General features: G+C 70.3%; 16 protein-coding genes. 11 read left to right on the top strand and 5 right to left on the bottom strand.

Going from position 1 to position 19,621, the window contains the following annotated elements; genetic code table 11:
* Nucleotides 1-223 precede the first annotated feature (223 nt).
* Complete coding sequence (locus tag AC3CF1_RS05210) at nucleotides 224-1,540, top strand: LPXTG cell wall anchor domain-containing protein (RefSeq protein ID WP_354980641.1); 1,317 nt, start codon at nucleotides 224-226, stop codon at nucleotides 1,538-1,540.
* A gap of 61 nt (nucleotides 1,541-1,601) precedes the next feature.
* On the opposite strand, the gene AC3CF1_RS05215 is transcribed toward AC3CF1_RS05210, so the two are convergent.
* Nucleotides 1,602-3,425 carry a glycoside hydrolase family 35 protein gene (locus AC3CF1_RS05215; RefSeq protein WP_354980642.1) on the bottom strand — a complete coding sequence of 608 codons (1,824 nt, stop codon included), beginning with the start codon at nucleotides 3,423-3,425 and terminating at the stop codon, nucleotides 1,602-1,604.
* Between the two features lie 117 nt (nucleotides 3,426-3,542).
* On the opposite strand from AC3CF1_RS05215, the gene AC3CF1_RS05220 reads away from it, so the two are divergent.
* The 6 genes from AC3CF1_RS05220 (at nucleotide 3,543) to AC3CF1_RS05245 (ending at nucleotide 10,252) form a co-directional block, all read left to right on the top strand.
* A complete protein-coding gene (locus AC3CF1_RS05220; RefSeq protein ID WP_488449687.1) occupies nucleotides 3,543-4,520 on the top strand; it encodes a LacI family DNA-binding transcriptional regulator in 978 nt (325 codons plus the stop codon).
* A gap of 153 nt (nucleotides 4,521-4,673) precedes the next feature.
* On the top strand, nucleotides 4,674-5,996 hold the full coding sequence (locus tag AC3CF1_RS05225) for a carbohydrate ABC transporter substrate-binding protein (RefSeq protein WP_354980643.1): 1,323 nt from the start codon (nucleotides 4,674-4,676) through the stop codon (nucleotides 5,994-5,996).
* Nucleotides 5,997-6,066: 70 nt separating this feature from the next.
* Entirely contained in the window at nucleotides 6,067-7,041 is a 975-nt protein-coding gene (locus tag AC3CF1_RS05230; RefSeq protein WP_231927418.1) for a carbohydrate ABC transporter permease, read from the top strand.
* An 11-nt stretch (nucleotides 7,042-7,052) separates the two neighbouring features.
* On the top strand, nucleotides 7,053-7,931 hold the full coding sequence (locus AC3CF1_RS05235; RefSeq protein ID WP_488449688.1) for a carbohydrate ABC transporter permease: 879 nt from the start codon (nucleotides 7,053-7,055) through the stop codon (nucleotides 7,929-7,931).
* A gap of 19 nt (nucleotides 7,932-7,950) precedes the next feature.
* Nucleotides 7,951-8,130 (top strand): DUF6903 family protein, encoded by a 180-nt coding sequence (locus AC3CF1_RS05240; protein ID WP_099854229.1) that lies wholly within the window; start codon nucleotides 7,951-7,953, stop codon nucleotides 8,128-8,130.
* A 154-nt stretch (nucleotides 8,131-8,284) separates the two neighbouring features.
* A complete protein-coding gene (locus AC3CF1_RS05245; RefSeq protein WP_488449689.1) occupies nucleotides 8,285-10,252 on the top strand; it encodes a discoidin domain-containing protein in 1,968 nt (655 codons plus the stop codon).
* A gap of 47 nt (nucleotides 10,253-10,299) precedes the next feature.
* Here the strand turns inward: AC3CF1_RS05245 and AC3CF1_RS05250 are convergent, their stop codons facing one another.
* From AC3CF1_RS05250 to AC3CF1_RS05260, 3 genes are read right to left on the bottom strand one after another with little or no spacing between them, the layout of a single operon-like run.
* Nucleotides 10,300-12,039 carry a multicopper oxidase family protein gene (locus tag AC3CF1_RS05250; RefSeq protein WP_488449690.1) on the bottom strand — a complete coding sequence of 580 codons (1,740 nt, stop codon included), beginning with the start codon at nucleotides 12,037-12,039 and terminating at the stop codon, nucleotides 10,300-10,302.
* Nucleotides 12,036-12,488 carry a DUF6220 domain-containing protein gene (locus tag AC3CF1_RS05255; protein WP_354980646.1) on the bottom strand — a complete coding sequence of 151 codons (453 nt, stop codon included), beginning with the start codon at nucleotides 12,486-12,488 and terminating at the stop codon, nucleotides 12,036-12,038. The genes AC3CF1_RS05250 and AC3CF1_RS05255 overlap by 4 nt, the downstream gene beginning before the upstream one ends.
* 9 nt (nucleotides 12,489-12,497) lie before the next feature.
* Nucleotides 12,498-13,487: a carboxymuconolactone decarboxylase family protein gene (locus AC3CF1_RS05260; RefSeq protein WP_354980647.1), complete on the bottom strand. Its 990-nt coding sequence runs from the start codon at nucleotides 13,485-13,487 to the stop codon at nucleotides 12,498-12,500.
* 143 nt (nucleotides 13,488-13,630) lie between these two features.
* On the opposite strand from AC3CF1_RS05260, the gene AC3CF1_RS05265 reads away from it, so the two are divergent.
* Both AC3CF1_RS05265 and AC3CF1_RS05270 read left to right on the top strand, forming a co-directional pair.
* Nucleotides 13,631-14,761, top strand: coding sequence for a sensor histidine kinase (locus AC3CF1_RS05265; protein WP_328848313.1), 1,131 nt, complete (start codon nucleotides 13,631-13,633; stop codon nucleotides 14,759-14,761).
* Nucleotides 14,758-15,420 (top strand): response regulator, encoded by a 663-nt coding sequence (locus AC3CF1_RS05270; protein WP_354980649.1) that lies wholly within the window; start codon nucleotides 14,758-14,760, stop codon nucleotides 15,418-15,420. Before AC3CF1_RS05265 ends, AC3CF1_RS05270 begins: the two co-directional genes overlap by 4 nt.
* Nucleotides 15,421-15,492: 72 nt before the next feature.
* Here the strand turns inward: AC3CF1_RS05270 and AC3CF1_RS05275 are convergent, their stop codons facing one another.
* On the bottom strand, nucleotides 15,493-16,077 hold the full coding sequence (locus AC3CF1_RS05275) for a helix-turn-helix domain-containing protein (protein WP_141909729.1): 585 nt from the start codon (nucleotides 16,075-16,077) through the stop codon (nucleotides 15,493-15,495).
* A 70-nt stretch (nucleotides 16,078-16,147) separates the two neighbouring features.
* Here AC3CF1_RS05275 and AC3CF1_RS05280 point away from each other — a divergent pair, with 70 nt between their 5' ends.
* Together AC3CF1_RS05280 and AC3CF1_RS05285 are read left to right on the top strand one after the other, a co-directional pair.
* Nucleotides 16,148-17,728, top strand: a complete 1,581-nt coding sequence (locus tag AC3CF1_RS05280; protein ID WP_488452043.1) for an FAD-dependent oxidoreductase — start codon at nucleotides 16,148-16,150, stop codon at nucleotides 17,726-17,728.
* A gap of 269 nt (nucleotides 17,729-17,997) precedes the next feature.
* Nucleotides 17,998-19,581 carry a DivIVA domain-containing protein gene (locus tag AC3CF1_RS05285; protein WP_488449691.1) on the top strand — a complete coding sequence of 528 codons (1,584 nt, stop codon included), beginning with the start codon at nucleotides 17,998-18,000 and terminating at the stop codon, nucleotides 19,579-19,581.
* The last annotated feature ends 40 nt before the right edge of the window (nucleotides 19,582-19,621 follow it).

Raw genomic sequence — 19,621 nt, forward strand, 5'->3', positions numbered from 1 at the left:
CCTACGTTCATACGACATCGGACATACGATGTCATAGGATCTGGTGCATGCAGCAGCTTCGGCTGCTCCTGACTCTTCCCTCCTGCACAAGAGCGGCAGGACTCCCTCGTCTGCTTCAGCTCCGCCGGGCTGGCGCGATCCGACGCTGCCGAACCCAGTCGTACAGCCACGGACACCGGCGTCCTTGGCGCCCAGGCATCCCCCCTTGAAGGAACAGGACCCCATGAAGCTGTCTGCCCTCGGCCGCATCGCTCTGGCCACAGGCATCGCCGTACTGACCACCGCCACGCTCCCCGGCACCCCCGCGGCCGCCGCCCCGGTGAAGAGGAAGATCCTCCCCGTTCTGGTGGAGTTCAACGACGCTTCCTTCCAGTTTCCGGACAAGGTGAAGGCGTCCACGCCGGACACCTACTTCGGGGCGAAGAGCGACTCGGCCGCGTCGTACCTGTCGGAGTTGTCGCGTGGGCAGTACACGCTGGTGCCCGCCGTACCGGAGCAGTTCCTCGGCCCGATCAAGCTCGATCTCAGCGCCGCCGGCTGCCCGCAGGGCAAGATCAACCAGATGACCCGGGAGGAACTCACCAAGCGGGGCCTGGTCGCGGGCAAGGACTACGAGAGCCTCTCGATCGTCTTTCCGGCACAGAAGACCGAATGCCCCTGGGCCGGCCTTGCCACCCTGCCCGGCCCCACCACCTGGATCAACCTGTACGGCACCGCCAGTGGCATCGACGTCGTCGGCCACGAGCTGGGGCACAACCTGGGCTTCGGACACCAGGGTCGCGTCAAGTGCACCGGCGGCAACCTGGGCGCGTGCAAGTCAGGGGGCGCCAGCCACACGACCATCATGGCCGGTGGGTATCGGCCGGCCGGCTTCTCCGCACCGGAGATGATCCGTGCCGGATGGCTCAACGGCGGGGCGTCTCTCAAGGTCACCAAGTCGGGGGTCTACACGCTGCGCTCCCTGCACGGCAAGGGCAGCGGAGTCCGGGCCCTGGACATCGCCCTGGGCGGCGACCGGCTCGTCATCGAGTACCGCCACGCGGCCGGCAACTTCGACGCGAAGCTCGAGGGCGTCCACGCCTACCGTGTCCCCAAGGGCTCCTACGGTGCCTCGTCACTCATCGACACCACGACGGCGGACAAGACGGCCACCAACAACGCACCGCCGAACGCGGACGCCATCACCAAACTGACGGACAAGGCGAGCAAGCTGTCCGTCGCCGTCGTGTCCTCCGGCGGTGGTCAGGCCAAGGTCAAGGTCGCGCTCAACGGCGATTCGCTTGCTGCCATCGACGCGACCCCCTCGAAGTCCGCGTCCCCGACCCCGAGCGCCGCCACTCCCACCCCCAGCGCGAGCGCGAGCACCGCCACGGAAGCCGTGACCGACGACTCCGAGCCGGACAGTGACCTCGGCTCCGCGGAGCTCGCCGCCGCCGGCGGCCGCTCGACCACCCTGCCGCTCGCCGCCGGCGGCGGTGCCGCAGTGCTCGCGGCCGGCGTGGGGTTCCTGCTGCTGAAGCGTCGTCGCAAGCGCGCCTGACCGGCCTGTCGGGCCCCGGACGACCGCTTGCGCGGCGGGCGGCCGGGGCCCGGTCAGACGGTCAGTCGAACTCCTCCACGTACTCCTCGGTGGGGCCCAGCTCAGGATGGTCGCGCAGCTCCAGGACCGGGCCGAGCCGGTCGGTCTCCAGTACGACAACCGTGTTCTCGCCGGCGCGCAGCAGTGGTGCGGGGCAGTAGAGCGTCACCTGCGGGCCGATGTCCCAGTAGCGGCCGAGCAGGAATCCGTTGACCCAGACCAGGCCGTGCACCGACCCGGGCAGGGCGAGGAAGGTGTCGGCCGGCTTCTCGATGGGCACCGTCGCCACCGCGAAGCCGGCACCGGTGCTGGCGGGTCCGGCAGAGGTGGCGCGGCGCAGGTCGTCCGGTGTCCACTCGGACAGGGCGATCGGCGAGCTGGTCCAGCCGTGCACGATCCGGCGGTCGACGAGCACCGGCCCGAGCAGGCCCTTGTGCTGACCGACCAGCGGGCCGTAGTTGATCCGGCCCAGGTTCTCCACCAGGATCTCCAGGCGCACTGCCGCACCGGTGCCGCGGATCGGCAGTTCCGGCTGCTCGGAGTCGGCTACACCGATCGGCACACCGTCGACGAGGACGATCGCCCGGTCGCGTACGTCGGTCAGGATGATGACGTGGTCACCCGTGGGGATCCTCGGGTGGGCGGTGAGCAGCACCATCCCGGCGTCCAGGCCGAGCTGCTCGAAGGTGGCCGGTCGTGCACCGGTCGACTCCGGGGTGGGCACGGCACGCAGGCCGGCGATCAGGTCGGCGCGGTGGGTCAGCGGCACCTGTGCCGGCGGGAGCACCGGCATCCGCTCGGAAACTCGCAGCTGCCCGGTCGCGCCGAGGGCCGCGCGCATGGCGTGGAACTTGGCGGTCAGCGTGCCGTCCTCGGCGATCGGCGCGTCGGAGTCGTAGCTGGTGATGGTGGGCTGCAGCCGGCCTCGGTCCGCGTTGGCGCCGGCCCACAGGCCGAAGTTGGTGCCTCCGTGCGCCATGTAGAGGCTGACGCTTCCCCCCTCGTCGATGATGGCGTCGAGAGTCTTGACAGCGCTGTCCACCGCGCGGACGTGGTGTCGCTCGCCCCAGTGATCGAACCAGCCGTTCCAGTACTCGGCGACCACGAACGGTTCGTCGGGCCGGCGCCGGGCGAAGAGGCTACGAGCGGCTTCGGGCTTCGAGCCGAGGGTGGCCGCGGCCAGCGTTCCGGGCACCGTCCCGGCGTCGTGCATCAGTTCGGTGGGGCCGTCGGCGGTGAACAGCAGCTCGGTGATGCCGCGGTCGAGCAGTGCCGAGCGAATCCAGCGCAGGTACGCCTCGTCGTCGCCGTAGCTGCCGTACTCGTTCTCGACCTGCACCGCCACGACGGGCCCGCCGGCCTGCGTCTGCTGCCGTGCGATGCGGGGAATCAGCTCGTCGAACCAACGCTCCACCGGCCCGGTGAACGCCGGGTCGGAGCTGCGCAGGACCACGTCGCGGGCGGTGAGCCAGGCTGGCAGGCCCCCGTTGGACCACTCCGCGCAGATGTACGGGCCGGGCCGCAGGACGACGTCGAGACCCTCTTCACCGGCGAGCGCGACGAACGCCTCAAGGTCGTGCCAGCCGTCGAAGCTGGGCGCGCGGTCCGCGTGCGGCTGGTGGAAGTTCCACGGCACGTACGTGTCGAGGGTGTTGAGACCGAGGTCGGCCAGCCGCCGGATCCGGTCGCGCCACAGCTCCGGGTGGACCCGGAAGTAGTGCAGGGCGCCGGAGAGGATGCGGTGGGGGACGCCGTGTCGGTGGAGCTGACGGTCGCTCCATCCGAGCGCGGGCGATGGCCTGTTCAACGGTGTCAGTGTGTTGCCCGGCCGGGTCGTCTCGATCATGGCGGAAGCCTATGTTACCCGTGCCATCCGTAACAATGGCGCTAGGATGCCGCCGTACCGGGTTCTCAGGAGGGCGGGCGGATGACCGAGGCGACAATGCGTGGCAGGCAGCCGAGCATGGCTGACGTGGCACGCGCCGCCGGTGTGTCGGCACAGACGGTCTCGCGCACGCTGCGCGACTCGCCGAACGTCAACGCGGAGACCCGGCGTCGCGTGCTCAACGCGGTCGATCAGCTCAAATACCGGTACAACGGCGCTCCCCGACTGCTGTCCTCGGGTCGGAGCTTCACGCTCGGCCTGGTCCTGCTGCAGGCCGGCGGCTACTACTCGCGCTCGGCGGTGACCGCCGGGGTGGAGGCGGCGGCCGGTCAGGCGGGTTACTCGGTGAGCATCGCGACCCTCGCCGAGCTGGACACGGCGTTGATGGAGAAGTCCCTGCTCAAGCTCTCCGACCAGGGCGTCGACGGCATCATCATCGCGGTCCCCCTGATCTCCGTGACCCAGCGGATGGAGGACATCACGCGGGACATCCCCACCGTCACGGTGGACGGCTCGCGCACCACCGGGGCGCGGGTGCTGGGCATCGACCAGCACGAGGCGGGGCGCACGGCCACCCAGCACCTGCTGGACGCGGGGCACCGCCAGGTGTGGCACGTGGCCGGGCCGGACGAGTGGATCGAGGCACGGCAGCGTCGGCAGGGCTGGCAGGAGTGCCTGGCGGCTGCCGGGATCGACGCGCCACCGGCGCTGGAGGGCGACTGGTCGCCCGAGTCGGGCTACCGCCAGGGGCAGATCCTCGCGATGATTCCCGAGGTCACCGCCGTCTTCGTCGCCAGCGACGAGATGGCCTTCGGCGTGATCAAGGCGCTGCGGGAGCGCGGGCGGTCGGTGCCGCAGGACGTGTCGATCGTGAGCGTGGACGACATCGAGCTGGCCGCGTACTGCCACCCGCCGCTCACCACCGTTCGGCAGGACTTCTACCGCTCCGGGGCGGCCGCTGTCGCACTCCTGCTCGGCACCGACGAAGACGGCGAAACGCTGACGCCGGCGACCCTGATAGTCCGGGAGTCGACCGCGGCGCCGCGGGCCCGCTGACCGTCATGCCGTCGGCACATCGTTCTTGACGACTCATGTTACGGGTGCCACAGTAACAACGCGCGGCCCGCCCCAGTGATCTAGCGGACCGCGCCCCCGTGCACGCCGATCACTCCCGCACCGATGTGCGCCCCGCCCCGGAGGACCACCCCCATGTTGAGAAAACCCATCGTCCTTGCTGTCGTCGCGACGACAGCGCTCAGCCTGATCGCGGGCTGTTCCGGAGGCGACGACAACGCCGACGGCAAGAAGACCCTGAAGGTCGCGGCCTTCGAGGGCGGCTACGGCCGGGACATGTACGTCCAGGTCGTCGAGGCGTACAAGGCCAAGCACCCCGATGTGGACGTGCAGCTGCAGCTCTCGAAGACCCTTGAGGACGAGATCAGCCCGAACATGAAGGCCGGCAAGTTCCCGGACGTCGTGGTGCTGCCCCAGGGCCGCAAGGCCGCGCTCGCCGAGACGCTGGTCAAGGACAAGGCGCTGGAGGACCTCACCGGCGTCCTGGACATGACCGTGCCGGGCGAGCAGACCACGGTGCGGGCCAAGCTCGCGGACGGGATCGTCGGCAACCTCAGCACGAACCCGTACAACGACGACAAGACCTACCTGATGCCGATGTACTACGCGCCGACCGGCCTGGTCTACAACAAGGGTCTCTTCGCGCAGAAGGGGTGGCAGGTCCCCACCAGCTGGGACGACATGTTCAAGCTCGGCGACACCGCCAAGGCCGAGGGCATCGCGCTGTTCACCTACCCGACCGCGGGCTACCTCGACTCGTTCTTCTTCGCGCTGCTCGCCGACGTGGGCGGTGACCAGTTCTACAAGGACGCAATGACCTACTCCGACGGCGTCTGGAAGACCGCCCAGGCCCGCCAGGCCCTGGACATCACCGCCAAGCTGCTGAGCTACGCGGCGAAGACCACTGTGGGGTACGCGAACGAGCAGGACTTCACCAAGAACCAGCAGTCGCTCCTCGACAACAAGACGCTGTTCATGCCGAACGGCACGTGGGTCGTCGGTGAGATGAAGGACGCGCCGCGCGCCAACGGGTTCGAGTGGGCGATGGCTCCGCTGCCGGCGGTCACCGCAGGTGGCAAGCGCTACCTGACCACGATCGTCGAGTCGGCCTGGGTTCCGAGCGGAGCCCAGAACAAGGACGCCGCGAAGGACTTCGTCGCGTACCTCTACTCCGACGAGGCGGCCGGCATCTTCGCCAAGGCCAACGCGATCCAGCCGGTCAAGGGCATCGCCTCGACGCTGCCCGCCGAGATCGCCCCGTTCTACCAGCTCTACGAGGACCCGACCGTCACCGCTCTGGTTGGCGGCTTCGCCAGCACCGCGCCGGTCGAGGGCGTGAACATCAAGGGCACGCTCTTCGACACCGCGAACAGCATCATCAGCGGCGACAAGACGGTCGACCAGTGGCAGACCGCGCTGAACGACGCCAGCGAGAAGCTGCGGCAAGCGGGCAAGTGACGCCCCGGCGGCAGCCCGGGACCGGGCTGCCGCCGATCCCCTCCCCCGCGAGAACCAAGGACTGGTCACGGTGACGACGACCCTCACTCCACCACCCACGGGCACCAGCAGGCGTACGCCCAGCAGGTCCCCGGCGTCAGCGCGTGGCTCCGCCGCACGCGGCCGGCGCGGCGACGGTCGGTTCGTCGCCGCCTGCCTGCTGCCGGCGCTGGCACTGTTCGCGCTGTTCATGATCTGGCCGACCGTCAGCGTGTTCCGGATGTCGCTCTACAGCTGGAGCGGCTTCTCGGCGCAGATGCGGTTCGTCGGCCTGGACAACTTCGCCAAGCTCGCCGACGACGAGCAGTTCCTGCGCGCGTTCCAGAACACTGTCGCGTTGCTCGTGGTCGTGACCGTGGTGACGATGGGGATGGGCCTGTTCCTCGCGGCCGTCATGACCCGGCAGAAGCTGCGCGGCCACACCTTCTACCGGTTCGTGCTCTACATCCCGAACGTGCTCTCGGTCGTGGTCATCGCGGCCATCTTCTCGGCCGTCTACGACCAGGAGAACGGCCTGCTCAACGGCACACTCCGGCTGCTCTCGCTGGACGGACTGCAACAGGTCTGGCTGGGCGACCAGAAGGTGGTGCTCTATTCGGTCGCGACCGCGATGCTGTGGCAGTCGCTGGGCTACTACATGGTCATCTACATGTCGAGCATGGCGAGCATCCCGGAGGAGTTGTACGAGGCCTCCGCGCTCGACGGCGCCTCGGCCAGCCGGCAGTTCTTCGCCGTCACGCTGCCGCTGATCTGGCAGAACCTGCGCACGACGTTGACCTTCTTCATCCTCAGCGCGGTCAACCTCAGCTTCGTGCTGGTTCGCGCGATGACCGGCGGCGGCCCGGACGGCGCCTCCGAGGTGCTGCTCAGCTACATGTACAAGCAGGCGTACACGAACTCGGCCTACGGCTACGGCATGGCCATCGGCGTGGTGATCTTCGCTTTCTCGTTCCTCGTGTCGCTCCTGGTGAGCCGCGCGACCCGGCGTGAGCCCCTCCAGTTCTAGAGGACACTCCCATGACCACGATCAACAAATCCGGTCCACGGCCCGGCCGTGGCCTCACCCACCTGCTCGTCGGCGGGATCACGCTGCTCATCGTGATCCCGGTCGCCTGGGTGCTGGTGGCCTCACTCAAACGCAAGAGCGAGTTCTTCGGCAGCCCCTGGGCCCTGCCCGAAGGCCTGCACCTGCAGAACTACGTCGACGCGTTCGGCGGCGCGCAGATGGGCCGCTACTTCGCCACGTCGGTCCTGGTCACGCTCCTCGGCCTGGTCTTCGTGCTGGCGGTCTCGGTGCCGGCGGCGTACGTCGTCGCCCGATACGAGTTCCGCGGCAAGGGCATCGTCGAGGTGGCACTGCTGGCCGGGCTCTTCGTCAACGTCAACTACATCGTCGTGCCGATCTTCCTGATGCTGGTCGACTGGGACCGCGCGCTGGTCGACGTGTTCCCGGACGGGTTCTTCCTCGACAACCCGGCGATGCTCTCGCTGGTCTACGCGGCGACCTCGATCCCGTTCACGATCTATCTGCTGACCGCGTACTTTCGCTCGATTCCAGCGGAGTTCGAGGAGGCGGCGCTGCTGGACGGCGCGTCCCGGTTCCGGATCATGACGCGGGTGATGCTGCCGATGGCCCGGCCGGCGGTCACCACGGTGATCCTGTTCAACTTCCTGGCGTACTGGAACGACTTCGTCATCGCGCTGACCCTGCTGCCCGGCGAGGGCAAGACGTTGCAGGTCGGCCTGCTCAACCTGATGGCCGCGCAGAAGGCGGCCGCGGACCCCGGGCGGCTCTACGCCGGCATGGTCATCGTCATCGTGCCGGTGCTGCTCCTGTACGCGCTGATCCAGCGTCGCCTGATCCAGGGTATGGCTGCCGGCGGCGTCAAGGGCTGAGGCCCGAGAAAGGGATGTCATGAAGGAATCCACGCGTGCCACTCTGCTCATCGTCGCCCGGCTGCTGATCGCGCTCGTCTGCGTCGTCACCGTGGTGGTCGTCCGGCCCACTGTCGGATGGGGCAACCTCGCGATCATGCTCGTGGCGCTCGCCGTGCTGATCGGCCTTCTCGCGGACTACAACAGAAAGTTCCGGTGACCCGGACCGGCGCCGGCCGACGAGCCCGCGGTCCCCCGGGCCCGTCGCTGGCCTCACCCCCGGTCGTACGCGCAGAACAGCTCCAAGGAAGTGAACTTCTCCCCCACCACCCCCATGGTTAGGACTTCCGATGCGTTTGTTCAGGTCCTCGTTGATGGCTTTGACCACGCTAGCCACCGCGATACTCGTCGCCGCACCCCCCGCCGCGGCAGCCGCAACGAACTACTACGTCGACTGCTCCGCGAGCACTTCGGGCAGCGGCACCCAGGCCAGTCCCTGGAACAGCTTCACGCCGGTGAACGCCAGGACGTTCGCCGCCGGAGATCAGATCCTGATCCGGCGAGGCACGACCTGCGCCAACCAGCAACTCTTCCCCAAGGGTTCCGGCGCGGCCGGCGCACCGATCATCGTTGACGCGTACGGCAGCGGCGCCAAGCCGGTGCTCGCCGGCAACGGCGCCGTCATCGACGTGGTCAAGCTCTACAACCAGCAGTACTGGGAGATCCGCAACCTGGACATCTCCAACAAGGGATCGGCGATCGCCACCCGCCGTGGCGTGCACATCATCCGCGAGAACTCCGGCACCGGCACCTACTACCGGGTGACCGGGCTCAGCGTCCACGACGTCAACGGCAACCAGACCAAGAAGGACGACGACGCCAGCGCCGGCATCTTCTTCGAGGTCCTCGGCTACACCACGCAGACGAAGTTCGACGACGTGCTGATCAACAACAACACGATCGCCACCGTCGACCGCTACGGCATCCACTTCTGGACCCGCTGGATGGTCCGACCCGAGCTGGCCAACCCGAACTGCGGCTCCACCTGCGGAAACTGGCTTCCGCAGACCCGGGTCGTCGTACGCGGCAACACGGTCACCGACATCGGCGGCGACGCCATCGACGTGCACCACACCCAGAGCGCCCTGGTCGAGAACAACCGGGTGGACGGCTTCCGGGTCCGCGAGCCAGCGCAGTGCGCCGCCGGCATCTGGGGCTGGAACATCAACGACGCCCTGTTCCAGTTCAACGAGGTCAGCGGTGGCCGGAGCACCTGTGACGGCCAGGGCCTCGACCTGGACGAGGGCAACATCCGCACCATCTACCAGTACAACTACAGCCACGACAACGAGGGCGGCTTCATCCTGCTGTGCAACGGCGGGGGTTCCACCACCAAGGACAACATCGTGCGCTACAACATCAGCCAGAACGACCGCGGCCAGATCTTCGACCTGGTCTGCGGGAAGCTCACCAACACGAAGATCTACAACAACGTCTTCTACGTGGGCGAGGCAGCCCAGATCATCAACAACGGCAACGGCTCAGCCGGTGCCAACGTCGAGTTCTACAACAACATCTTCTACGTGACCACGACCCAGGCCAGCTACAACGCCGGCGCTCTGCTGTTCGACTCGAACGTGTTCTACGGCCAGCACCCGGCCGGCGAACCCACCGACTCGAACAAGCTCACCGCCGATCCGCTGTTCGTCTCGCCGGGCACCGCCACCTCGATCAGTGACGCCGGTGGCTACCGGCTTCGCGCCGGCTCACCGGCACTGGCGAGTGGCCAGGTCATGACCGCCCCGGGCAGCCGCGACTACTTCGGTGGCGCCGTCACCCAGGGATGCCGTCCCGACCGGGGCGCGCACCAGCTGAGCACGGTCTGCGTGCCCAGCGCCGGCGTCATCCCCCGCACCGGCTGGTCGCTGAAGTACACGGACAGCCAGGAGACCGCCGCCGAGAACGGGGCGGCCACCAACGCCTTCGACGGCAACCTCAGCACGATCTGGCACACCAGGTACACCGGCGGCAACGCCCCGATGCCCCACGAGATCCAGATCAATCTCGGTGCGAGCTACTCCGTCTCCGGAATCCGCTACCTGCCCCGGCAGGACAGCGGCGGCGGCGCCGCCAACGGGCGCATCGGCCAGTACGAGGTCTATGTCAGCACTGACGGCGTCAACTGGGGAACGGCCGTGGCCACCGGCACCTTCGCCAACAACGCCAGCCAGAAGGAGGTCCGGTTCACCGCCAAGACCGGGCAGTACCTGCGGCTGCGCGCCCTGAGCGAGGTCAACGGCAACCCGTGGACCACCGCCGCGGAGATCTACGCCCTCAACTGACCGGGCACAAACACCAGGGAGCCTCCGGCATCGCGCCGGAGGCTCCCTCACGAGTACATCAGGTGCAGCGTCATCCCGGCTTCGGCGTGCGCCAGGTTGTGGCAGTGGTTGGCCCACATTCCTAGGTTGTCGGCCCGGAACGCCACCTCCCACACGTCGCCGGGGCGCACGTCGAAGGAGTCCAACCACAACGGGCTGCCCGTCGCCCGTCGGTCGTTGCGGGACAGCACCAGGACGTGATGGCCGTGCAGATGCCACGGGTGCACGATCTGGGACCGGTTGACGATCGTGAACTTCACGGCGTCACCGAGGCGTACGACCTGCGGTGGGATGTCCGGGTCGGCCGCGCCGTTGACGGTGTGGGCGTATCGCGGGAGCAGTCCACGCAGGTCCAGGCCGCGGTCGAGAACGAGGGTGAACTCCCTGTCGAACCGGGACCACGGCACCGCGGAAGCGCCGCCGTAGGTGAGCGGATCCAACACCGGCCAGGCGGTGGTGGCCGCCGAGACCGGTCCGGTCGAGTAGACGGCCCGGCCATCGACGAACAGGGCGACCGGCGTGGCGGGCGCGGTGAACACCAGGTCGTAGCGTCCCCCGGCCGGGATCGACACGGCGGTGTCCACGAGCGGGGTCGGGCCGTGCAGGTCGGATCCGTCGATCGCGGCGACCCGGAACGGGGTGCCGGCCAACGCGTACCGGTGCGTCGTGCTGTCGGTGTTGATCAGCCTCAGCCGCACGGGCACCCCCGCTGCCACCGGCTCCGTTCTCGGCTCGGGCAGCGCGACACCGGCCAGGGTGTGCACCGGCACTGTGACGTCGACGCCGGTCACCGGCGTCGGGCGCACCACCAGGACACCGTAGAGGCCCATCCGCACGCCGACGTCGGAGACCGAATGCGTGTGGTACCAGTACGTGCCGACCTGGTCGGCACGGAACCGGTAGACGAACTCCTGCCCGGGCCGGACCGCCGCCTGGGTCACTCCGGGCACCCCGTCCTGGCTGTTCGGCACGTCGTACCCGTGCCAGTGCAGGGTGACGCCCTTGGCGATGTCCCGGTTGCGCAAGGTCACCTCGATGACGTCGCCGACGGTGGCCGTCAGCTCCGGCCCGGGGACCTGCGCGTTGAACGCCCACGCCGCGACGTCCCGGCCGCCCGCCCGCACCGTGGCGGTCGCGGCCGTCAGGGTGAACCGCCTGGTCGGTTCGCCGACGGTCCGCGCATCCCCATATTCGTGATCATGGGGTACGCCGGGCGCGGCGGTCGGGGCGACGACCAGCCCGGTTCCGGTGACCAGCGCCGCGACCGCCACCCCGAGGGCCGTCCGGGAGACCATCCGGGACGGGCGCGCGCCGAGGGCGAGCCACGAGACCGCCGTTGCCGCCAGCACCCCGGCGACCGCCAGCAGTCCCACACCCGCCGACGCCGGATAGCCGTGCAGCAGCGTCACGAGCAGGGCGCTGCTCTGCGCGTACCCGGCGAAGAGGAGCGGGACCGCGACGGACCGGATGTCACCCGCGGCCCGCAGCAACCGCGGCCCGGCGACGGCCACCGCCACGAGCGACAGTGGGGCGGCGATGAGAACCTTCTCCGCCGCGAACCACCAGCCGGTGCGGGCCAGCGCGGTGATCGTGACCGCGCGGGCGAGCGTGGCGAGCAGCGCGAAGGCCGCCAGCCCCAGCGCGAGCGGGCGACGCCGAGCGGCGGACGCCGCACCGCCGCCCAGCCATCCGCCGGCCGCCAGGACCGCGATCACGAGGTCGGCCGCGAGCAGCGAGCCGGTGGTCATGCCGGCTCCCCCTCGAGAACCGTCACGGGTGCGGCGTCGACAGGTTCCGGTCGGTCCAGCTGTCGCGCTGCCCTCAACACGCCGACCACGACGTGCACAGCGATGATTCCGTTGACCGCGTGCAGCCCGGCGATGGTCAGGCCCAGCGGCGTGCTGGCGCCGGCGTCGTCGGTGGACGCGTTGGCGAGCATGGCGATGAGCGCCTGCACGACGACGAGCCCGACAGGCAGGACCGCCAGTCCGATGATCCGGCCCGGCGCCTTCGCCAGCGCGGCGAACAGGGCGGTGAGCACTGTGAGAACGGGGATGACCGCCATGCCGTTGACGCTGTGCAGGGCGTACGCGCCGTCGCCGGCGGGCTTCGTGAACCCGCCCACGGCGGCGAAGACGAACTGCAGGGCGAACGAGACGAGCAACAGGATGCTGGCGATGACGAATGCCTTGCGCATGGTGAGCTCCTAGAGGTGTGCCGAGGTCAGGGCCCGGGCGACGTGATCGGTGGCCGTGATCGCCCCGTACGCGACGAGCCGCACGAGATCGGCGTCGGCGGGATGGGAGAGCCGCCAGAGGGCCACGTCGCCCACGCTGATCGCGCTGGGTGCGAACGCCGCCAGCAACGCGATCCGGGTCCCGACGCGGTCCGTTCCGGGTACGTCCCGGACCAGGTCGACGGCCCAGTCCGAGGGCCGGGCGGGGTAGCGGCCGTCCTCCCAGCGCACGGTTGCCGTGACGGTCTGGCGCGCCACGTCGCCCAGCAGGTCCCCGCACTGGATGGCGGCGTTCCTCAGGGCCGCGTACGCGACGCCGACCGGGCTCTCCCCCGCCCAGGCCGGTGGTTCCGTCGTACCGACGTCGAGCAGCGGGAGGCTGCGGCCGGGTTGCCTCGGTTCCCGGGCCGTCCTGGCGTAGAGCCGACCCCCGACCGACCGCACCACTGAGGAGCGTTGCAGGCCGCCGGGCAGCAGATCGGGGTCGAGCAGCGCCGAGACGACCCGGTTGATGAAGTGGAAGACGAGCAGGGTGCCGGTGACCTCGGGGCCGTACCGACTTGTCCAGCCGGCGGCCATCGGGCTGCGGCTCGCCTCCGCCCAGGCGGCCAGCTCGGCGTGCCCCGGCTCGGACGGCGTCCCGCCACGGGCAATGACCTCGGCCACCTCGTGCTCACCCAGCGCGTGCAGCAGCATCACGTGGGCGTCGACGCAGAACCGACAACGGTTGGCCCGCGACACCGCCGACGCGACGATCTCGCGGTCGACCCGGGACCCGTCCCCGGCGAGCAGGGCCTCACGCATCAGCGACCAGGTCGCGGCCAGCACCTCCGGCACGGCCGCGAGCGCCTGGAAGGTGGGCGCCGGCCCGAGGAACTCGTCTCTCAGCTGCCGGTAGACCTCGCCGGTCAGACCGGTCGCCGTACTCGCTGGAACGGGGGTGAAGAAGCGGTATGTCATGGGTTCGATGCTTGACCCGAGAGGTCGGAAAAGCGTCGTGCCACCGCAGGCACTTGGCTGGCCGCCGATACCGCGTCCGCAGTACGCCCACCTACCGCAGGCGGTGGATGCTCGCGGGTGGCGGCCCGTTCTACAGTGCGACCATGCGTCGCGACCTGCCGTACGCCCTCAGCGGCCTCGCCCTCGGTGGCCTCCTGCTCGGCAATGCCGCGCTCGCGCCGGACGCCGCTCCGGTGCGGGTGGTCGACGTCTTCCTGGTCCTGGCCATGGCGGCGGCCATGGCGGTATGCCGGCGTTACCCGGTGGTGGCATTGGGCGTGGTGACCGCCGCCATGCTGGCCCTGCACGTCCGGGTGCACCCCGGATTGTCCGTGGCGTTCCCCGTCCTCGGCGCGGCGTACGTCGCCGCCTGGCGGGGGCACCGATCGGCCACCGTTTCGGCCAGTCTGGTCTTCCTCGGCGGCTTCCTGGCCCGCGACATCTCGGCCGCGCCCGCCGACCGGCCCGGCCAGCTGATCGTCGACTGGACCGCCCTCCTGCTGGGCTGGTTTGTGGCGGCCAACGTCGCCGGGCTCGTCGCCCGGCAGCGTCGGGCGTACCTGGAACAGGTCGAACAACGGGCGATCGAGGCCGAACGCACCCGCGAGGAGATGGCGTTGCGTCGTGCCGGGGAGGAGCGCCTGCGCATCGCCCGGGATCTGCACGACTCGCTGACCCACAGCATCTCCGTGATCAAGGTCCAGGCCGGGATCGCCGTGCACCTGGCCCGCAAGCACGGCGAGGAACCGTCGGCCACGTTGCTGGCGATCCAGGAGGCCAGCGGCGCCGCGATGCGGGAACTGCGCACGACGCTCGACGTTCTCCGCTCCCCCACCGACGGAGACCCCGTCGGACTGGCCCGGGTGGACGAGCTTGCCGAGCGGACCCGGGCGGCCGGCGTACCGGTGCAGGTGACCGTCACCGGTCGGCCCCGGGACCTACCCGCCGAGGTCGACCAGGCCGGGTACCGCGTCGTCCAGGAGGCCCTGACCAACGTGGCCCGCCACGCCGGTCCCGCCACCGCGCAGATCCACGTCGAGTACGCCCCGGCACAGCTGACCGTCTCGGTCGCCGACGACGGCCAGGCGTCGCCGGACCGGACGACGACGCCCGGCGTGGGCCTGCGCGGCATGCGGGAACGGGTGACCGGGCTGGGCGGTACGCTGCGGGCCGCCGCCCGCGACGACCACGGATTCACGGTACGGGCGACGTTCCCCCTGGACGGCCCACCATGATTCGAGTCCTGCTCGTCGACGACCAGGCTCTGATGCGGGCCGGATTCCGGGCACTACTCGACGCCGAGGACGACCTGGAGGTCGTCGGCGAGGCCACCGACGGCACATCGGCCGTCCAGCTGTCGCGACGCCTACGCCCGGACGTCGTGCTCATGGACGTGCAGATGCCGGGGCTCGACGGTATCGAGGCCACCCGGCTCATCGCCGCTGATCCCGACCTCGCCGCGGTCCGCGTCCTCATCCTCACCAACTACGGGCTCGACTCCTACGTGTTCGCCGCACTCCGCGCCGGCGCCAGCGGTTTCCTCCTCAAGGACGCCGACCCCGCCGACCTGCTGCAGGCCGTTGCCGTCGTGGCTCGCGGCGACGCGCTACTCGCCCCGGCCGTCACACGTACGCTCATCAGCGAGTTCGTGGCCGGCCCACCGCCGGCCGAGCCAGTGGCCGGACGCGAGGTGCTGACCGCGCGCGAACAGGAGATCGTCGAACTCGTCGCCCGCGGGCTGGGTAACGACGAGATCGCCCTGCGAATGGTGATCAGTCCGTTGACGGCGAAGACGCACGTCAACCGGGCGATGGCGAAGCTGCACTGCCGCGACCGCGCCCAGCTGGTCGTGTGGGCGTACGAGTCGGGGCTGATCACACCGCGTCGCCGGTGATCACCGGTCCGGTGGCGCAGACCGTGGTCGGAAATCCCTGCCGCCCGGCCCGCCACCAGCGGGGTCAGCGCCTCAGCCCGCGGCGGGTCGGGCGCGAACGTGCAACCGCTCCCCCTGCGGCCCGAAGAGACTGAGGGCCTCGGCCGTGCCGGGGCCGGGGTTGAGGACGAGGTGCGGGACCCGGGTGTCGAACTCGGCCACCTCGCCCGGGGTCAGCATTAGGTCACGGTCGCCGAGCAGCAGGCGCAGTCGGCCGGACAGCACGTACAGCCACTCGTACCCCTCGTGGGCCTGCGGGGTTCGCTCCCCGGCGGACGGATCCGGCGGGAAGATCTGTTTGAACGCCTGCAGGCCGCCCGGTCGGCGGGTCAACGGCAGGAACGTGATGCCGTGGATGACGATCGGTTTAGGGCGTACGCGAGGGTCGCCGGTGGCCGGGGCGTCGACCAGCTCGTCCAGCGCCACCTGGTAGGCGCGGGCCAGCGGGAGCAGCAGCTCCAGGGTGGGTCGGCGGCTGCCGGATTCCAGCCGGGACAGGGTGCTCACCGAGATGCCGGTGAGGTCGGCGAGCTGGGTCAGCGTGATCGCGCGTTGATTGCGCAGGGCACGCAGCCGGGGGCCGACAGCCGCCAGCGCGGCGGAGTCCTCGTTTGCCATAACGGCAAGGATAGTTGCCACCTGGACGGGGGCGACGCATGGTGGGCTCAGCCGACAGAGTCAGAGGGAGATACCGGTGGAAGAGACATACGACGTGGTGGTGGTGGGCGGCGGCGCCGCTGGGCTCAGCGGAGCCCTGGCGCTGAGCCGGGCCCGCCGGTCGGTGCTGGTGATCGACTCCGGTGAGCCGCGCAACGCGCCGGCCGACCGGGTGCACAACTACCTGGGTCGGGAGGGGACGCCGCCGGGCGAGTTGCTCGAGGTCGGGCGGGCCGAGGTCGCCGGGTACGGCGGGCAGTTCCACACCGGGCGGGTGGAGGAGGTGACCCGCGACGACGACGGGTTCCGGCTCGGCCTCGACGGCGGGGGTTCGGTGCGCGCCCGTCGGCTGTTGGTGACCACCGGGCTGACCGACGAACTGCCCGACGTGCCCGGTCTGGCCCAGCGGTGGGGACGCGACGTGCTGCACTGCCCGTACTGCCACGGCTGGGAGGTCCGCGACCGGCGGATCGGCATCCTGGCGACCGGACCGTTCGCCGTGCACCAGGCCGAGATGTGGCGACAGTGGAGTGCCAACGTGCTGCTCCTGCTGCACGACGCCCCCGCACCGGACGCGGAGGCCGCCGAGCGGCTCGCCGCCCGGGGCATCGCGGTGGTCCCGGGCCCGATCGCCGAGATCGAGGTGACCGGGGACGCGCTGACCGGCGTACGGCTGGCCGACGGTCGGGTGGTGGCGCTCGACGCGGTGGTGGTCGCGACGCGGCTGACCCCCCGCTCCGGCCTGCTGGTGGGGCTGGGCCTGGCCCCGGAGGAGGTGACGATGGGCGAGCACGTCATCGGCGCCCAGATCCCGGCCGACCCCACCGGCGCGACGAGCGTCCCGGGCGTCTGGGTGGCGGGCAACGTGGCCGACATCCGTGGCCAGGTGATCACGTCCGCCGCGGCCGGCCTCACCGCCGGCGCGGCGATCAACGCCGACCTGATCGCCGAGGAGACCCAGGCTGCGGTCACCGCGTACCGCCAGGTGGTGGCCACCGCGTTCGAGGAACCGGCGTGGGAGGAGCGCTACCAGTCCCGGCCGTCGGTCTGGAGTGGTCGGCCGAACCCGCAGTTGGTCGCCGAGGTCGCGGACCTGCGCCCGGGGCGCGCGCTGGACGTGGGCAGCGGGGAGGGCGCCGACGCGGTGTGGCTGGCCGAGCGCGGCTGGCAGGTCACGGCGGTGGACATCTCCACCACCGCACTGGACCGGGCCGCCGCGCACGCCGACACCGCCGGCGTCGGTGCTCGGATCGACTTCACGCACGCAGACCTGCGCGACAAGCCCCCCGCCGAGGAGGCGTACGACCTGGTGTCGGCGCAGTTCATGCACCTGCCGCCGGTGCAGCGACAGGAGTTGTTCGCCCGGTTGGCCGCGGCGGTGGCGCCGGACGGAGTTCTGCTGATCGTCGGGCACCACCCGTCGGATCTGTGGACGACGGCACGCCGGATGCACATGCCGGACATGATGTTCACCGCCGAGGACGTGGCCGCCACCCTGGACCCGTCTGACTGGGAGGTGCTGACGGCCGAGGCCCGCCCCCGCGCAGCCACCGACGAGAACGGCCAGCAGATAACAATCCACGACGCGGTGCTCGTGGCGCGCCGCCGCTAGACCGCCGTCGCCGCGCGGGAAGTCCACTCAGTCGATCATGGAGTTGTGGTGCCGGAATGGTGATGGTCCACGACCTTTGTCACCCACCACAACTCCATGATCGACGCAGGCGGGGGGTGGGCCGAGGGCCGGCGGGCTCTGGGACGTGAGAGGGGGTGGGGCGGGACTTCGCATGAGGTCGGCTCGGCGGTAGCGTTGCGCCACACTGACGGCCCGCGGGGCAGGCGACCGCCGACCCTCACGCCCCCCGATCGTACGGAGGATGGTGCATGTCCATTGGCGCTGAGCCGCGCGCAGGACGCGACGATGCGGCCTCGCGGCCACACTTCGAGCTCACCCTGCGCGGCTACGACAAACGCCAGGTGGACCGACACCTGGAGCAGCTCGACGGTCAGATCGCGATGCTCAGTGGGGAGCATGGGCGTTCCGCCGTTCGGGTCCGTGAACTGACCGCCGAGGTGCAGCGACTGCGTACCGAACTGGCCGACCTTCAGGAGCAACCGGTGCAGGTGGACCGCGCGACGATCCACGATCTGGGGCCGATGGTCGCCGAGATCATGACGCTCGCCGACAAGCAGGCTGCCATGATCATCGAGTCGGCGACCGACCGGGCGAACGAGCTGCGCAGCGAGTCGGAGCGCATCCTCGCCGACACCCGTGAGCGGGCCGCGCAGGCACGCCAGGACCTGGCCGAGGAGTTGGCGACCCGGCGCACCGAGCAGGAGCAGGCGCACGAGGAGCGGCGCACCCTGGCCGAGGCCGAGCTGACCGCGATCCGCGAGCACGCGGAGCAGCTGCGTGCCGACGGTGAGGCCGCCCACGAGCGCGCCCAGCACGAGGCGAAGCGGATCACCGAACAGAGCGCGCAGCAGCTCAACCAGACGCGGGTCGCCGCCGACGCGTTGATGAAGTCGGCCCGCACCCAGATCCAGCAGGAACTCCAGTCGGCCCGCGCGAAGAACCAGCAGGAGATGGCCCAGTGGCAGGCCAACGTGGAGCGCGAGGTCAACGAGCGACGGACCGCCGCCGAGCGGGACATCGCCGAGCAGCAGGCCGCCGCTGAGCAGGAGCTCGCCGAGCAGAGCAACGCGACCGAGCAGCAGATCGCCGCACTGCTGGCCGAAGCGCAGCAGCACGTGACCGAGCTGCGCAACCGCGCCGACGAGCAGGCCGCCAGCCACCAGCAGCAGCTCACCGCCCTCCAGCAGGAGATCGAGGAGCGTCAGCAGGAGGCCACCGCGCTGCACACCGAGCTGGAGACCGGCAGTCAGCAGCTCGCCGAGATCCGCGAGGAGGGCGAGACGCTGGAGAACGAGCTGTCGAGGATGCAGCAGCGGCTCAGTGAGGTCCGCCGGGACCTCACCGCCGAGAGCGCCCGGCTGGAGGAGGCCCGACGCGCCGGGGACTCCGCCGAGCGGCACGCCAAGGAGGTCCGCGCCCGGGTGCAGCGGGAAGCGAAGCGGGTGGCCGACCTCGCCGCCGCCGCGGTGATGGCCGCGGCCGCCGGGGGTACGGAGACCGCCGAGTACCCGATGCTGGGTTCCCGTTCCAGCTTCGATCGACCCAGCGCCGACCGCTCCCCCGCCGATCGGGTCGCTGAGGTGCGCAACGAAAGCGACCGGCCTGGTGACGACGAGTCCGCTGCCGACCAGTCCGGGAGTGAGCAGTCCGACGCCGAGCGCTCGCACCGGCCGACCAACCTCGACGAGTCGGTGAACACGCCCACCGACCGGCCGGCGGACGCGCCCACGGACGAGGCCGAGCGGATCTTCACTCGGCCCGACGCCCCGACCCCCGTGCCGTTCCTGGCCTTCGGGCAGCCGGTCAGCGAGAACGGCGCCGCCCGGCACTGATGACGGTGACGGTTGTCCCGGGCCCCTGCGATCCCGCACG

The organism is Micromonospora sp. MGP-C2 (genome assembly GCF_057766525.1).

Excerpts from the sequence above, each read along its gene's own strand:
- AC3CF1_RS05285 (WP_488449691.1), top strand. The coding sequence starts at position 17,998 with ATGTCCATTGGCGCTGAGCCGCGCGCAGGACGCGACGATGCGGCCTCG.
- AC3CF1_RS05225 (WP_354980643.1), top strand. The coding sequence starts at position 4,674 with ATGTTGAGAAAACCCATCGTCCTTGCTGTCGTCGCGACGACAGCGCTC.
- AC3CF1_RS05265 (WP_328848313.1), top strand. The coding sequence starts at position 13,631 with ATGCGTCGCGACCTGCCGTACGCCCTCAGCGGCCTCGCCCTCGGTGGC.
- AC3CF1_RS05210 (WP_354980641.1), top strand. The coding sequence starts at position 224 with ATGAAGCTGTCTGCCCTCGGCCGCATCGCTCTGGCCACAGGCATCGCC.
- AC3CF1_RS05275 (WP_141909729.1), bottom strand. The coding sequence starts at position 16,077 with ATGGCAAACGAGGACTCCGCCGCGCTGGCGGCTGTCGGCCCCCGGCTG.
- AC3CF1_RS05260 (WP_354980647.1), bottom strand. The coding sequence starts at position 13,487 with ATGACATACCGCTTCTTCACCCCCGTTCCAGCGAGTACGGCGACCGGT.
- AC3CF1_RS05245 (WP_488449689.1), top strand. The coding sequence starts at position 8,285 with ATGGCTTTGACCACGCTAGCCACCGCGATACTCGTCGCCGCACCCCCC.
- AC3CF1_RS05270 (WP_354980649.1), top strand. The coding sequence starts at position 14,758 with ATGATTCGAGTCCTGCTCGTCGACGACCAGGCTCTGATGCGGGCCGGA.
- AC3CF1_RS05235 (WP_488449688.1), top strand. The coding sequence starts at position 7,053 with ATGACCACGATCAACAAATCCGGTCCACGGCCCGGCCGTGGCCTCACC.
- AC3CF1_RS05250 (WP_488449690.1), bottom strand. The coding sequence starts at position 12,039 with ATGACCACCGGCTCGCTGCTCGCGGCCGACCTCGTGATCGCGGTCCTG.
- AC3CF1_RS05220 (WP_488449687.1), top strand. The coding sequence starts at position 3,543 with ATGGCTGACGTGGCACGCGCCGCCGGTGTGTCGGCACAGACGGTCTCG.
- AC3CF1_RS05255 (WP_354980646.1), bottom strand. The coding sequence starts at position 12,488 with ATGCGCAAGGCATTCGTCATCGCCAGCATCCTGTTGCTCGTCTCGTTC.
- AC3CF1_RS05215 (WP_354980642.1), bottom strand. The coding sequence starts at position 3,425 with ATGATCGAGACGACCCGGCCGGGCAACACACTGACACCGTTGAACAGG.
- AC3CF1_RS05240 (WP_099854229.1), top strand. The coding sequence starts at position 7,951 with ATGAAGGAATCCACGCGTGCCACTCTGCTCATCGTCGCCCGGCTGCTG.